The organism is Citrobacter sp. RHBSTW-00944 (assembly GCF_013615435.1).
Taxonomy (GTDB): domain Bacteria; phylum Pseudomonadota; class Gammaproteobacteria; order Enterobacterales; family Enterobacteriaceae; genus Citrobacter; species Citrobacter braakii.
Genome location: NZ_CP055418.1, coordinates 4,521,160 through 4,536,198 on the forward strand (window position 1 = coordinate 4,521,160; position 15,039 = coordinate 4,536,198).

General features: G+C 54.7%; 9 protein-coding genes. 4 read left to right on the forward strand and 5 right to left on the reverse strand.

All coding sequences use genetic code 11. The features are described 5' to 3' along the window. Positions 1 to 197: 197 nt before the first annotated feature. Both arcB and HV334_RS21960 read right to left on the reverse strand, forming a co-directional pair. Positions 198 to 2,534: an aerobic respiration two-component sensor histidine kinase ArcB gene (gene arcB / locus HV334_RS21955; protein WP_181220899.1), complete on the reverse strand. Its 2,337-nt coding sequence runs from the start codon at positions 2,532 to 2,534 to the stop codon at positions 198 to 200. Between the two features lie 167 nt (positions 2,535 to 2,701). Next, on the reverse strand, positions 2,702 to 3,631 hold the full coding sequence (locus HV334_RS21960; protein WP_049040958.1) for a TIGR01212 family radical SAM protein: 930 nt from the start codon (positions 3,629 to 3,631) through the stop codon (positions 2,702 to 2,704). Between the two features lie 684 nt (positions 3,632 to 4,315). Here HV334_RS21960 and gltB point away from each other — a divergent pair. The 4 genes from gltB (at position 4,316) to HV334_RS21980 (ending at position 12,912) form a co-directional block, all read left to right on the forward strand. Next, the gene (gene gltB / locus HV334_RS21965) at positions 4,316 to 8,776 is read left to right on the forward strand and encodes a glutamate synthase large subunit (protein ID WP_181220900.1); all 4,461 of its coding nucleotides are present in this window, start codon (positions 4,316 to 4,318) and stop codon (positions 8,774 to 8,776) included. A 12-nt stretch (positions 8,777 to 8,788) separates the two neighbouring features. Further along, positions 8,789 to 10,207, forward strand: a complete 1,419-nt coding sequence (locus HV334_RS21970) for a glutamate synthase small subunit (RefSeq protein ID WP_046276017.1) — start codon at positions 8,789 to 8,791, stop codon at positions 10,205 to 10,207. A gap of 184 nt (positions 10,208 to 10,391) precedes the next feature. Continuing rightward, on the forward strand, positions 10,392 to 11,642 hold the full coding sequence (gene codB / locus HV334_RS21975; protein WP_047358527.1) for a cytosine permease: 1,251 nt from the start codon (positions 10,392 to 10,394) through the stop codon (positions 11,640 to 11,642). Then, positions 11,632 to 12,912: a cytosine deaminase gene (locus HV334_RS21980; RefSeq protein WP_016157577.1), complete on the forward strand. Its 1,281-nt coding sequence runs from the start codon at positions 11,632 to 11,634 to the stop codon at positions 12,910 to 12,912. Before codB ends, HV334_RS21980 begins: the two co-directional genes overlap by 11 nt. A gap of 60 nt (positions 12,913 to 12,972) precedes the next feature. On the opposite strand, the gene nanQ is transcribed toward HV334_RS21980, so the two are convergent. Genes nanQ through HV334_RS21995 form a run of 3 tightly spaced genes read right to left on the reverse strand, consistent with a single transcriptional unit; the run spans position 12,973 to position 14,998 of the window. Beyond that, positions 12,973 to 13,440, reverse strand: coding sequence for an N-acetylneuraminate anomerase (nanQ, locus tag HV334_RS21985; protein ID WP_181220901.1), 468 nt, complete (start codon positions 13,438 to 13,440; stop codon positions 12,973 to 12,975). A gap of 2 nt (positions 13,441 to 13,442) precedes the next feature. Next, positions 13,443 to 14,312 carry an N-acetylmannosamine kinase gene (nanK, locus tag HV334_RS21990; RefSeq protein WP_181220902.1) on the reverse strand — a complete coding sequence of 290 codons (870 nt, stop codon included), beginning with the start codon at positions 14,310 to 14,312 and terminating at the stop codon, positions 13,443 to 13,445. Then, a complete protein-coding gene (locus HV334_RS21995; protein WP_019077794.1) occupies positions 14,309 to 14,998 on the reverse strand; it encodes an N-acetylmannosamine-6-phosphate 2-epimerase in 690 nt (229 codons plus the stop codon). The genes nanK and HV334_RS21995 overlap by 4 nt, the downstream gene beginning before the upstream one ends. Positions 14,999 to 15,039: the final 41 nt, after the last annotated feature.

Genomic DNA, 15,039 nt, shown 5'->3' on the forward strand with positions numbered 1-15,039 from the left:
ATTAGTTATTATGATTTAAATGCTACGCTTCACACATTTAACTGATTCATGTAACAAATTATTTAAGATTTGCTATCTTAACTGCGTGCGGCCTGAAAATTAGGGCTGCGCCCTTGTAAACAATGATAATAATTTACGGCGCAGCCACGATTTCCCTGGTGTTGGCGCAGTATTCGCGCACCCCGGTCAAGCCGGGGTCATTTTTTTTCCACGCTCGCCACCCAGGCCTTCAATACCGCCACGTCGTGCTGCCACTCCTGCTTCATCTCTTCAATCCATTCAGCAACATTATCTTCCCAGGCTGGAAGGTCTGGCGACTGGATTTGCTGACCTAACTGTTGCAGGTGGCGCAGCCCCACGGAACCTGCCGCGCCTTTAATTTTATGGCCTTCCTCAACAACGCCTTTTTTATCTCGTGCGGTCAGATTGGACTCCAGCACGCTCAAATATCCCGGCATCATCTTCTCAAACACCGCCAGCCCGTCGGTTATTAACTTCGGTCCCACCAGCTCGAGGTATTGTTCCAACATAGGAATATCTAACAGCGCTTGCGATTTACTGCTCTCTTCAGATGTCACAGTGCTCTCCTCTTTGTTTCGGGTATCCCAGTATTTTTTGATCATGGCGGTTAACGCCGGAACCGACAGCGGCTTACTCAGCACGTCGTCCATTCCCGCGTCCAGATACTCTTTTTTATCTTTCAGAACGTTGGCGGTAAGCGCAACCAGCGGCGGCAGGTCCTCACGGGCGTATTTTTGCGTCAGCTCGCGCGAGATATCCAGACCGGTCATATCCGGTAGCTGAATATCCAGCAGCACCAGGTCATATTCGCCCGGCGTGAACATTTCCAGCGCGGCTTTCCCGGTCATGGCGACATCCACGCTGTTGCCCAGTTTTTCCAGCACTGGACGCGCGACAATAACGTTCAGTTCGATATCTTCCACCAGCAGTACATTCAGGGCTGGCAGCGGCATGTCGTCGTCTTCAAAGGCGTCTTCAATCTCTTCCGCTACCGCAGGCGCATGCACGGTCAGCGTAAAGATGGAGCCTTTGCCAGCCTGGCTGGAGACCGTAATATCGCCGCCCATGTTTTTCGCCAGACGCTTCGATACGGCCAGTCCAATCCCGGTTCCCGTTGCCGGTTTGCCGCCATTGCTGTCCTTCACTTGATAATACATGGCGAAGATTTTATCTTGCTCATCCTGCGGAATACCGATCCCGGAATCTTCAACTTCGAAATGCAGTATATTCCCCTGGTCATAGCGCGCCCGCACGGTTACCTGCCCCTGCTGGGTAAACTTCACGGCGTTGCTGATCAGATTCCACAGAATCTGGCGCAAACGCGTGCCGTCGGTAATGACCTTATGCGGTAGTGGTAACGTCGGCTCAAGCACAAAACGCAGCCCTTTTTGCTGCGCCTGCAGGCCAGAGAGGTTTTCCAGATCCGCCATAAAGCTGGTGAAATCGATCGGCTGGTTATCGAGCTGAACTTTACGTCGCTCCATCTTATCCATGTCGATAATATCGTTGAAAATATTCCCCAGCGTCACGGCAGAGACGTGGATTGTTTTCAGGTATTTTTCCTGCTCAGCGGTCAGATCCGTATCCAGCAGGATCCGGCTTAAGCCGACAATGCCGTTAAGCGGGGTGCGCAGTTCGTGGCTGATGGTAGAAATGAAGGTGGTCTTATCGCGGCTGGCACGCTCTAACGCGTCCTGATAACGCTTACGCTCGGTAATATCGCGCCCAAAGCCCATTAGACCATGTCGCTTACCTACGCGGTCATAGTAAGGCACTTTGCGAATTTCAAAGCAGGCTTTGCGCCCGTCCGGATAGTCCAGCCACTGTTCGTAGGTGAGTGAGACGTTATGACGGAACACCTTCTCGTCGGTTTCAATGACCTTTTCTGCCGCCTCAGGGGAGTAAACATCAGCCGGTTTTAAATTCACCAACTGCTTTTCGCTCTTGCCGGTCAGCAGTTCCATGGCACGGTTACAGCCGGAAAATTCTTTATCTTCATTACGATAAAAAACCAGATCCGGCGAGGCATCAAGGAAAGAGCGTAAAAAGGAAGACTGCTGCTCAAGCTGAATCTGCGCTTCTTCGCGCTCTTTGATTTCAACCTTCAACTGCTCGAACGTATCCTGGCGCTCCGCTTCGGCTTTTTCGCGCTCAACAATTTCCTGGTTGAGCTGGGCAATATTATCTTTCAATTGCACATTGAGCTTGAGATCGCGCTCGCGCATCTCTTCCAGCTTTTGTACCAGTCGTGACAAGCGTTGCCGGGACTCTTCCAGTTGCTCCACCACCACTGACAGAAAATAGACGGCCCAGGGGGTAATCAACAGACCAAAAAAGATAGAGCGGATAACATCAATGCTTTCTACCTGGCCATGCAGCACCATGGTGACAGCCATCTGCACCACAATCGCCAACACGACCAGCGCCAGCGCCAATAACAGCGAAAAGCGCACCAGACCCAATTTCATCATCAGGTCGACGTAATATTGCGCCAGCATACGGATTTGCTTCATAGAGGGTTCCTTCACGACAACTTGGCACAATAATACTCAATTCTCAGCGTGACGTTGAAGATTGTGCAAGAAATGCGGAGGTTATCGGTGAAATGACCGAGGAGAGATTCAACGTGGGCCTGATAAGCGTAGCGTCATCAGGCAAGCAGGCGCAGATTGCCGGATGGTTAGCTCCCAGGCTGAATCCACGGAGTGCCAAGCGCAGAGCCTTGAACACCATGAGCATTGAGATAGCGATCCAGTTCGACCATCCCGGTCCAGCGGTTTTCACACCATAGCGGAGCCAACAGCATTGGGCGACGCGCGCTGGCAGAGATTCGATGATAAATCACCTCTGGCGGCGTATGGCGGATCATCTCCCCGGCGGTAACCGTGTAGTCGTCCAGTTCAATTCCGTTCAGCCGTCCGGCTTCCCAGGCCTTTGCCATCGTACTGCCTTTCACAATATGCAGCGGATGCAGCTTAATACCGTCAACGCCCGTCTCCACCACTCGTTCCATGGTTTGCAGACAGTCTGCCTGTCCTTCTCCCGGCAGGCCAACAATCAGGTGTGAGCACACTTTCAGCCCGCGCTCGCGCGCCAGCCGCGTGGTGTTCTGATAGCAGGCAAAATCATGGCCGCGGTTAATCCGGTGCAGAGTTTTGTCATGCGCGGTTTGCAGACCGAGCTCCAGCCATACCTCATAGCCGAGGTCTTTATACTCACAAAGCAGATCGAGTACCGCATCCGGCACGCAGTCGGGGCGCGTCCCAACGCATAACCCGACGATGTTGGCCTGGCTGACCGCCTGTTGATACATCGAACGCAGCACCTGTACTTCCGCGAAGGTGCTGGTATAAGCCTGGAAATAGGCCAGATAGCGTCTGGCGCGATTGACCAACTGCGCCTGATGCTCAAGCTGCTCGGCAATTGAATGGTGCTGCTGTGCTTCATCGGCAAACGAGGCGACATTACAGAAAGTACATCCGCCGCGTCCGATGGTGCCATCACGGTTTGGACAGCTAAAGCCGCCGTGCAGCGTGAGTTTATGAACCTTTTGCCCATAACGGCGAGAAAGATCCCCACCAAACATATTGACTAATTTCTGTAACTGCATAATCTGGTAGACCGCGCCTTGAAAAGAGGCCAAAGCCTGCCATTTTTTGCCCCAGTCGGCGATGACCTGGATCAATCGCCCTGGCGAGCCTTTATTTATTGCATAACAAATCAAAATAATCGAAATTCCATTCACTCAAAATATAATTACTTTTCCTTATATCCAGCTGTTTTTTTTATCTTCTTATACTCTCAGCGTAAAAACAGTATCTTTAAGACGCCAAAACTCTAAAAACCAGCATAAAATGCCAAGTATATCGATAAACAAAGGGAGGACGAGAGATATCCGGCCTTTCTTACAGTGAGACAGATCACACTTCCCAGGGCATCCTCCTCAGGTTATATCAATGTATAAAACCCTTTTATTTCAATATTTTCATAAAGTTAATTACCCAATAGCACATTTTTGCATAAATAAGATTGCCATTTGACCTGTGTGTGGATTCCCGATAACTTGGAAATCCGCTGGAAGCTTTCTGGATGAGCAGTCTGCTCATCATATTTATGCAGTAATTGAGATTCCCTCTGAAGCAAGTCCTCAAACTTGTTTGACCTGTGCGAAAAGGATAAAGAGGGCGAATGCGAGGTAAGCGTATGACACGCAAACCCCGTCGCCATGCTCTTGGTGTGCCCGTGCGCAACGGTCCAGATGGGAATCCCGCAGAGCCTGGGGAGGTTCACTGATATGTTGTACGATAAATCCCTTGAGAGGGATAACTGTGGTTTCGGCCTGATCGCCCACATAGAAGGCGAACCTAGCCACAAGGTAGTGCGTACCGCCATACACGCACTGGCCCGCATGCAGCACCGTGGCGCAATTCTTGCCGATGGAAAAACCGGCGATGGTTGCGGCCTGCTGTTACAAAAACCTGACCGCTTTTTCCGCATCGTAGCGCAAGAGCGCGGCTGGCGTTTAGCCAAAAACTACGCCGTCGGCATGATCTTTTTAAATAAAGACGCTGAGCTGGCAGCGGCTTCTCGTCGCATTGTAGAAGAAGAATTACAGCAGGAGACCCTGTCGATTGTCGGCTGGCGCGACGTGCCGACTAACGAAGGTGTTCTCGGTGAAATTGCGCTCTCCTCCCTGCCTCGTATCGAGCAAATTTTTGTTAATGCCCCTGCGGGCTGGCGTCCGCGTGATATGGAGCGTCGCCTGTTCATCGCGCGCCGTCGTATCGAAAAACGCCTCCAGGAAGATAAAGACTTCTACGTCTGTAGCTTGTCGAACCTGGTCAATATCTATAAAGGTCTGTGTATGCCGGCGGATCTGCCGCGCTTTTACCTGGACCTGGCGGACCTGCGTCTGGAATCGGCCATCTGCCTGTTCCACCAGCGCTTCTCCACCAACACCGTACCACGCTGGCCGCTGGCGCAACCGTTTCGCTACCTGGCGCACAATGGTGAAATCAACACCATCACCGGCAACCGCCAGTGGGCGCGCGCCCGTACCTATAAATTCCAGACGCCGCTGATCCCTGATCTGCACGACGCCGCACCGTTCGTTAACGAAACCGGCTCCGACTCCAGCTCAATGGATAACATGCTGGAACTGCTGCTGGCTGGCGGGATGGATATCATCCGCGCCATGCGTTTACTGGTGCCGCCGGCCTGGCAGAACAACCCGGATATGGACCCGGAGCTGCGCGCGTTCTTCGACTTTAACTCCATGCACATGGAGCCGTGGGATGGTCCGGCGGGTATTGTAATGTCCGACGGTCGCTTTGCCGCCTGTAACCTTGACCGCAACGGCCTGCGTCCGGCGCGCTACGTCATCACCAAAGACAAGCTGATTACCTGCGCTTCTGAAGTCGGGATCTGGGATTATCAGCCAGATGAAGTGGTTGAGAAAGGTCGCGTCGGCCCTGGGGAGTTGATGGTTATCGATACCCGTAGCGGGCGCATTCTGCATTCGGCTGAAACCGATGACGATCTGAAAAGCCGCCACCCCTACAAAGAGTGGATGGAGAAGAACGTCCGCCGTCTGGTGCCTTTCGAAGACCTGGCTGACGATCAGGTCGGCAGCCGTGAACTGGACGATGACACCCTCGCCAGCTACCAGAAACAGTTTAACTACAGCGCTGAAGAGCTGGATTCCGTTATCCGCGTGCTCGGTGAAAATGGTCAGGAAGCGGTCGGTTCAATGGGTGATGATACCCCGTTTGCCGTGCTCTCCAGCCAGCCGCGCATCATTTATGACTACTTCCGCCAGCAGTTTGCCCAGGTCACCAACCCGCCGATCGACCCGCTGCGTGAAGCGCACGTCATGTCGCTGGCCACCAGCATCGGTCGTGAGATGAACGTCTTCTGCGAAGCCGAAGGTCAGGCGCACCGTCTGAGCTTTAAGTCGCCGATCCTGCTGTACTCCGATTTCACCCAGCTCACCACCATGAAAGAGGAGCATTATCGCGCTGACCGACTGGATATCACCTTCGACGTGACGGAAACCACGCTCGAAGAGACCGTCAAAGCATTGTGCGATAAGGCTGAACAGATGGTGCGTAACGGCACAGTGCTACTGGTGCTCTCTGACCGTAATATCGCAAAAAACCGCTTGCCGGTTCCGGCACCGATGGCCGTTGGCGCAGTACAAACACGTCTGGTAGAACAAAGCCTGCGTTGCGATGCCAACATCATCGTTGAAACCGCCAGCGCCCGTGACCCGCACCATTTTGCCGTTCTGCTCGGTTTTGGCGCGACGGCCATTTATCCGTATCTGGCGTATGAAACGCTGGGACGTCTGATCGACACTCAAGCGATAGCCAAAGATTACCGGACCGTGATGCTGAACTACCGTAACGGCATCAACAAGGGTCTGTACAAAATCATGTCCAAAATGGGCATCTCGACCATCGCCTCTTACCGCTGCTCGAAGCTGTTTGAAGCCGTTGGTCTGCACGATGATGTTGTGGCTTTATGCTTCCAGGGCGTGGTCAGTCGCATCAGCGGCGCGGGTTTTACCGACTTCCAGCAGGATCTGCTGAACCTCTCCAAACATGCCTGGCTGGCGCGTAAGCCTATCAGCCAGGGCGGTTTGCTGAAGTACGTCCACGGCGGCGAATACCACGCCTACAACCCGGACGTGGTGCGCACGCTGCAACAGGCAGTACAAAGCGGCGAGTACAGCGACTATCAGGAATATGCAAAGCTGGTCAATGAGCGTCCGGCGGCCACGCTGCGCGATCTGCTGGCGATTACACCTGGCGATGAAGCCGTAAGCATTAGCGAAGTAGAACCCGCAACCGAACTGTTTAAACGCTTTGATACCGCAGCGATGTCTATCGGGGCATTAAGCCCGGAAGCACACGAGGCGCTGGCCGAAGCCATGAACAGCATCGGCGGTAACTCGAACTCCGGTGAAGGCGGCGAAGATCCGGCACGCTACGGCACTAACAAGGTGTCGCGCATTAAGCAGGTGGCTTCCGGTCGCTTTGGCGTAACCCCAGCGTACCTGGTCAATGCTGATGTCATTCAGATTAAAGTCGCTCAAGGCGCGAAGCCGGGCGAAGGCGGTCAGTTACCGGGTGATAAAGTCACCCCGTACATCGCCAAACTGCGTTATTCGGTGCCGGGCGTGACGCTGATCTCCCCACCGCCGCACCACGATATCTACTCTATCGAGGACTTAGCGCAGCTGATTTTCGACCTGAAACAGGTCAACCCGAAAGCGATGATCTCGGTGAAGCTGGTTTCTGAACCAGGCGTCGGTACCATCGCCACCGGCGTGGCGAAAGCCTATGCGGATCTGATTACCATTGCCGGCTACGATGGCGGTACCGGTGCAAGTCCGCTCTCCTCAGTGAAATATGCGGGCTGCCCGTGGGAACTCGGTCTGGTGGAAACCCAGCAGGCGCTGGTGGCTAACGGTCTGCGTCACAAGATCCGTCTGCAGGTCGATGGCGGTCTGAAAACCGGCGTCGATATCATTAAAGCGGCAATTTTGGGTGCAGAAAGCTTCGGTTTCGGCACCGGCCCCATGGTCGCGCTGGGCTGTAAATACCTGCGTATTTGCCATCTGAACAACTGCGCAACCGGCGTGGCAACTCAGGATGACAAACTGCGTAAGAACCACTATCACGGCCTGCCGTTCAAAGTGACTAACTACTTTGAATTTATCGCCCGCGAAACTCGCGAGCTGATGGCGCAACTGGGCGTGAAACGTCTGGTGGATCTGATTGGTCGTACCGACCTGCTCAAAGAGCTGGAAGGGTTTACCGCCAAGCAGCAGAAACTGGAGCTGTCTCGTCTGCTGGAAACCGCTGAACCGCATCGAGGTAAAGCGCTGCATTGCACTGAAAACAATCCGCCGTTTGATAACGGCGTGCTGAACGCCCAGCTGTTACAGCAGGCGAAACCGTTTGTCGACGAGCGCCAGAGCAAAACCTTCTGGTTCGATATCCGCAACACCGACCGTTCCGTCGGCGCATCGCTGTCGGGCTATATCGCTCAGACGCATGGCGATCAGGGGCTGGCATCTGACCCGATTAAAGCGCACTTCAGCGGTACCGCAGGCCAGAGCTTCGGCGTGTGGAACGCGGGCGGCGTGGAGCTGTATCTGACCGGCGATGCCAACGACTATGTCGGTAAAGGCATGGCGGGCGGCCTGCTGGCAGTGCGTCCTCCGGTTGGCTCTGCTTTCCGTAGCCATGAGGCGAGCATCATTGGTAACACCTGCCTGTATGGTGCTACCGGTGGCCGCCTGTTTGCTGCGGGTCGTGCGGGTGAGCGTTTTGCGGTGCGTAACTCCGGCGCTATTACCGTGGTTGAAGGTATTGGCGACAACGGCTGTGAATATATGACCGGCGGCATCGTGTGTATTCTCGGCAAAACCGGCGTCAACTTCGGTGCGGGCATGACCGGCGGATTCGCCTACGTGCTCGACGAAGACGGTGAATTCCGCAAACGCGTGAACCCGGAACTGGTAGAAGTACTGAGCGTGGACTCGCTGGCTATTCATGAGGAACACCTGCGCGGCCTGATTACCGAGCACGTACAACATACCGGTTCTTCACACGGCGAAGAGATCCTGGCGAACTGGCCAGCATTCTCGGCGAAATTCGCGCTGGTAAAACCGAAATCCAGTGATGTGAAAGCACTGTTGGGTCACCGTAGTCGTAGCGCAGCAGAGCTGCGTGTGCAGGCGCAGTAAGGGGTAGCAGCAATGAGTCAGAACGTATACCAATTTATCGACCTGCAGCGCGTTGATCCACCGAAGAAACCGCTGAAGATCCGTAAGATCGAATTTATCGAGATCTACGAGCCGTTTTCCGAAGGCCAGGCCAAAGCACAGGCAGATCGCTGTCTTTCCTGCGGCAACCCGTACTGCGAGTGGAAGTGCCCGGTACATAACTACATCCCGAACTGGCTTAAGCTGGCGAATGAGGGACGTATTTTTGAAGCGGCAGAACTGTCGCACCAGACTAACACTCTGCCGGAAGTCTGTGGCCGAGTGTGCCCGCAGGATCGTCTTTGTGAAGGATCCTGCACGCTAAACGATGAGTTCGGTGCGGTGACTATCGGCAACATAGAGCGCTATATCAACGATAAAGCGTTCGAGATGGGCTGGCGTCCGGATATGACTGGCGTTCGCCAGACGGACAAGCGCGTGGCGATCATCGGTGCAGGTCCGGCGGGCCTGGCCTGTGCTGATGTGCTGACCCGCAACGGCGTGAAGGCGGTGGTATTTGACCGCCACCCGGAAATCGGCGGTCTGCTGACCTTCGGGATCCCGGCATTCAAGCTGGAGAAAGAGGTCATGACCCGTCGCCGTGAAATCTTCACCGGTATGGGTATTGAGTTCAAACTAAACGTGGAAGTGGGCCGCGACGTGCAGCTCAACGATCTGCTGAAGGATTACGATGCCGTGTTCCTTGGCGTAGGTACCTATCAGTCGATGCGCGGTGGGCTGGAAAACGAAGACGCTCCCGGCGTATTTGATGCCCTGCCGTTCCTGATCGCCAATACCAAACAGTTGATGGGATTTGGCGAAAGCAGTGATGAGCCGTACATCAGCATGGAAGGCAAACGCGTCGTTGTTCTCGGCGGTGGCGATACCGCGATGGACTGCGTGCGGACCTCGGTTCGCCAGAACGCGGCACACGTAATCTGCGCCTATCGCCGCGACGAAGAGAACATGCCGGGTTCCAAACGCGAGGTGAAAAACGCGCGTGAAGAAGGCGTCGAGTTCCAGTTCAACGTCCAGCCTTTAGGCGTAGAAGTGAATGCCAACGGTAAAGTGTGCGGCGTGAAAATGGCGCGCACCGAAATGGGTGAACCGGATGCGAAGGGGCGTCGCCGCGCGGAGATCGTCGCCGGTTCCGAGCACGTTGTTCCGGCTGATGCGGTGGTACTGGCGTTTGGCTTCCGCCCGCACAGCATGGAGTGGCTGAAAGAGCACAGCGTCGAGCTGGATTCTCAGGGCCGTATTATTGCTCCGGAACGCAGCGATAACGCCTTCCAGACCAGCAACCCAAAAATCTTCGCTGGTGGCGACATCGTGCGTGGTTCGGATCTTGTAGTCACCGCGATTGCCGAAGGTCGTAAAGCGGCAGACGGTATCCTGAACTACCTGGAAGTGTAAATAAGCGCCTTCTGGCATCTCATCTTCAAACGCTGATGAGATGCCAGATTCCTCGCAACACCCCTTCCTCTCCCCTCTATCAACACCGTGAAAGAGAACTAAAAAAAGATACGGAAACGTTTGCTTTATTCTGAGAACTGTATATTATGCGGCGGATTTTTTGGGCAAAATTCATGGAGGCGTTGTGTCGCAGGACAACAATTATAGCCAGGGCCCCGTCCCTCTGGCGGCGCGGAAGGGCGTGATTCCACTAACGTTTGTCATGTTGGGACTCACATTTTTTTCCGCCAGTATGTGGACCGGTGGCACACTCGGTACCGGTCTTTCCTATAATGATTTCTTCCTGGCAGTTCTCTTCGGTAATCTTCTCCTCGGTATTTACACTGCATTTCTCGGTTTTATCGGCGCAAAAACAGGGCTCTCAACCCACCTTCTGGCACGTTACTCATTTGGTTTGAAAGGTTCATGGCTTCCCTCACTGCTCTTAGGCGGTACACAGGTAGGCTGGTTTGGCGTTGGTGTGGCCATGTTTGCTATCCCGGTTGGCAAAGCGACGGGGATTGACGTCAATATTCTGATTGCGGTTTCCGGTCTGTTGATGACCCTGACTATCTTTTTTGGCATCTCGGCGCTGACCGTTTTATCTATCATCGCCGTACCTGCCATCGTCGTTCTTGGCAGCTACTCCGTCTGGCTGGCGGTGAGCGATGTTGGCGGTTTAGACCATTTAAAAGCGATAGTGCCGCAGACACCGCTGAATTTCTCCACCGCACTGGCGCTGGTGGTCGGCTCATTTATCAGCGCAGGCACGTTAACCGCCGACTTTGTCCGCTTTGGCCGCAACGCCAAAGGTGCGGTACTGATTGCCATGGTGGCATTTTTCCTTGGCAACTCGTTGATGTTTATCTTCGGCGCTGCGGGTGCCGCCGCTGTTGGACAGGCGGACATCTCTGACGTAATGATTGCTCAGGGCCTGCTGCTGCCCGCGATTGTGGTGCTCGGCCTGAATATCTGGACCACCAACGACAATGCGCTCTACGCTTCAGGTTTGGGATTTGCCAATATTACCGGCCTTTCCAGCCGTTCGTTGTCGGTGGCTAACGGTATTATCGGCACACTGTGCGCACTGTGGCTTTACAATAACTTTGTCGGTTGGCTGACATTTTTGTCGGCAGCGATTCCTCCAATTGGTGGAGTGATTATCGCCGACTATCTGCTGAACCATCGCCGATATGCCGACTTCAGCAAAGCACAATTTATTTCCGTAAACTGGATAGCTATCCTGTCCGTTGCACTGGGCATTGCCGCCGGTCACTATATTCCCGGTATCGTGCCCGTCAACGCCGTACTCGGCGGCGTATTCAGCTATATCCTGCTGAACCCACTTTTCAATCGCAGCCTTGCTAAATCACCAGAGGTCAGCCATGCAGAATAATAACATCACCATTCGTCAGGCGCGTTTACAGGGACGCGAAGGATTGTGGCAGCTCACGGTTGAAAACGGACGCTTCAGCCGAATTGAGGCTCAGGACGCAGCTACGTTGCCGCAGGGGGAAGTGCTTGATGCCGAAGGTGGCCTGGCAATCCCACCGTTCGTAGAGCCACATATCCACCTGGATACCACGCAAACCGCGGGGGAGCCGAGCTGGAACCAGTCTGGTACGTTATTTGAAGGCATTGAGCGCTGGGCCGAACGTAAGGCAATGCTCACTCACGATGACGTCAAAGCGCGCGCCATGCAGACTCTTAAGTGGCAGATGGCCAACGGCATCCAGTATGTCCGCACTCACGTTGACGTTTCCGACCCTACGCTGACGGCGCTGAAAGCCATGCTGGAGGTGAAGCAAGAAGTCGCTCCGTGGGTAGAGCTGCAGATTGTCGCGTTCCCGCAAGAGGGCATTCTTTCTTATCCCAACGGTGAAGCGTTATTAGAGGAAGCCGTGCGTTTGGGGGCCGACGTCATTGGCGCTATCCCCCACTTTGAATTTACGCGTGAATATGGCGTGGAGTCGTTGCACAAAATTTTCGCCCTCGCGCAAAAATACGACAGACTTATCGACGTGCACTGTGACGAAATTGACGATGAGCAATCACGCTTTGTTGAAACCGTCGCGGCGCTGGCCCATCGCGACAATATGGGCGAGCGCGTGACCGCCAGCCATACTACGGCAATGCACTCCTATAACGGCGCGTATGCTTCCCGTCTTTTCCGCCTGTTGAAAATGTCCGGCATTAACTTTGTCGCGAATCCACTGGTGAATATTCACCTGCAAGGGCGCTTTGACACGTATCCTAAACGCCGCGGCGTCACACGCGTCAAAGAGATGCTGGAGGCAGAGATCAACGTCTGCTTCGGCCATGATGACGTCTTCGATCCGTGGTATCCGCTAGGCACCGCGAATATGCTGCAGGTACTGCACATGGGGTTACATGTGTGTCAGCTGATGGGATACGGACAAATTAACGATGGCCTGAATCTGATCACCACCCACAGCGCGAAAACCCTGCACCTGCAGGACTACGGTCTGAGCGTGGGGAATTCCGCGAACCTGGTGATTTTACCGGCAGAGAATGGGTTTGACGCGGTTCGTCGCCAGACGCCTGCACGTTATTCCATTCGTCACGGGCGAATCATTGCCGAGACTGTGCCGAGCCAAACGACGCTGCATCTGACGCAGCCGGAAGCGGTAACGTTTAAGCGCTAGGTTGTAATATCCGGTGTCGGATGGCGCAAGCCTTGCCATCCGACACCGTCACTCTCATCGTCAGGTGTGTAATAAACTGGCGCGCACCTTGATCACCACCTTTTTGATGTCCATCGGAGCCTTTACTACACAGCCTGGCTTATGCGGCTCGCCCGGCATAAAAATCACAAATCTTCCCGGCTTTAGTACCATCGCCTGCTCATCGGCAATCTGGCTACACAGCTGATAATCATCCTCAACGTGCATCTCTTCACACTGACGAGCAGAATCAGCCATCCCGAACAGAATGCGTTCTTCACCGGATAACAGTACTTGAATATCAATGTACTCCCTGTGCAGTTCCGCTTTCTTTTGCTCCGGGCTCTGCGTTGCAAATTGCATAACATTCATAAAAATATTATCGCCCTGCAACTCGTAGCGCCCTGGCGTTTTCTCCTGCGGATTCGCCGCAACAGCCAGCGTTAACGCCTGCTGCAAAACCGGATGTAATCCGGCAGAAGGCAATGAACGCAACTCATCTGACATCATAATCAATCTCCCTGGGCCAACAGCGCGGCCCCCAGTAATCCAGCGTCATGACGGTAATGCGCCGCCCGTAATTCTACGTGGTAAGCCGAAGGCTCTTGTGCCAGATAGTTTTCCACCAGCGCCAGATACCCTTCTGCCAGCCCCACGCTGCCGCCAATCACCACAATCTGGCAATCGATCGTGGCCTTCACATCGGCGACAAGCCTTGCCAAAGTACGTGCCGAACGATGGATCAACCGACTGGCCTGCTCATCACCCTGCCCGGCGCGGCTAAAAATGGTTTTGGCGTCGCATCCAGCAAGCGCGCCTTCGGCAGCCGCCGCGATCCCACGACCGGAAGCGATCGCCTCGACACAACCCACACGCCCGCAACCGCACACCGGCCCATGCGGATCAGCCAGCGTATGTCCCAGATGCCCGGCCAGACCGCCAATCCCGGTCAGCAGCTTCCCATCACTTACCACCCCGCCGCCTACACCAGTGGAGACGGTGATAAACACCATATCGCGGTACTCGCCGCCAAGCGCATGATACTCAGCCCACGCCGCGGCCTGCGCGTCATTGACTGCCAGCGTCGGCAAAGCGGTGAGATCTTCTAGCGTTTGCACCAGAGGAAAATGCAGCAGCCCGCCGAGGTTGTGCGGGTTCAGCGCCAATAGAGAACCGTCGCGGATAATCCCCGTTGAGGCGATCGCCACCCGCGTTGCCTGCCCCTGTAGCGGCACAACCAGTGCTTGTAACGCGGCACGCAGAGCATCCGGTGTTTTGCTGGCGGGCGTCGGCAATTCATGACGCTCTTGGATTTGCAGGCTGCTGTCTACCAGTGCGACAGCCAGTTTGGTGCCGCCAATATCAATCGACAGCGTGGTCATAGCACCGCCTTTTTAAGCGCTGTGTTGTACCACTGGCAAATGTGCTCCAGCCGGGTAATGGCTGAGCCGACTGTCACCGCCCATGCGCCATGACGCATCGCCTCAGCGGCCTGCGCTGGCGTGTTGTAACGTCCTTCAGCAATCACCCGACAACCCGCGTCGCTTAAAGACTTCACCAGAGCCAGATCCGGTTCTTCGGGCGTTTCTGGCGTGGTATAACCAGAAAGGGTAGTGCCAATGATTTCGGCACCGAGTTTCTGGCAGGCCATGCCATCCGCCATGGACGAACAGTCAGCCATCGCAAGGCGTTGGTGATGATGAATACGTGCCAGTAAGGTTTCTACAGGTACCGGACGTACGCGATCGGTACCGTCGATGGCGATGATGTCAGCGCCTGCCTGCGCTAACGCATCAACATCCTCCAGATATGCGGTGATGCGGACCGGAGAGTCATCAAGGTCACGTTTGAGAATGCCGATAATCGGCACCGAAACTACCGCCCTGGTCGCTTTCAGGTTTTCCACCCCTTCAATGCGTAACGCCACCGCGCCAGCCTGTTCTGCGGCCAGCGCCATCGCCGCAACAATTTCCGGTTTATCTAACGGGCTGTCAGGAACAGGCTGGCAGGAGACAATCAGCCCGCCGTTCGCGGCAATCTTGATATCCAGTTGTTCAAGTAACGACATGCTTATTCCCTTATGACTATTGCCCGGCGCAGGACCGGGCA

Excerpts from the sequence above, each read along its gene's own strand:
- arcB (WP_181220899.1), bottom strand. The coding sequence starts at position 2,534 with ATGAAGCAAATCCGTATGCTGGCGCAATATTACGTCGACCTGATGATG.
- HV334_RS21960 (WP_049040958.1), bottom strand. The coding sequence starts at position 3,631 with ATGCAGTTACAGAAATTAGTCAATATGTTTGGTGGGGATCTTTCTCGC.
- gltB (WP_181220900.1), top strand. The coding sequence starts at position 4,316 with ATGTTGTACGATAAATCCCTTGAGAGGGATAACTGTGGTTTCGGCCTG.
- HV334_RS21970 (WP_046276017.1), top strand. The coding sequence starts at position 8,789 with ATGAGTCAGAACGTATACCAATTTATCGACCTGCAGCGCGTTGATCCA.
- HV334_RS21980 (WP_016157577.1), top strand. The coding sequence starts at position 11,632 with ATGCAGAATAATAACATCACCATTCGTCAGGCGCGTTTACAGGGACGC.
- nanQ (WP_181220901.1), bottom strand. The coding sequence starts at position 13,440 with ATGATGTCAGATGAGTTGCGTTCATTGCCTTCTGCCGGATTACATCCG.
- nanK (WP_181220902.1), bottom strand. The coding sequence starts at position 14,312 with ATGACCACGCTGTCGATTGATATTGGCGGCACCAAACTGGCTGTCGCA.
- HV334_RS21995 (WP_019077794.1), bottom strand. The coding sequence starts at position 14,998 with ATGTCGTTACTTGAACAACTGGATATCAAGATTGCCGCGAACGGCGGG.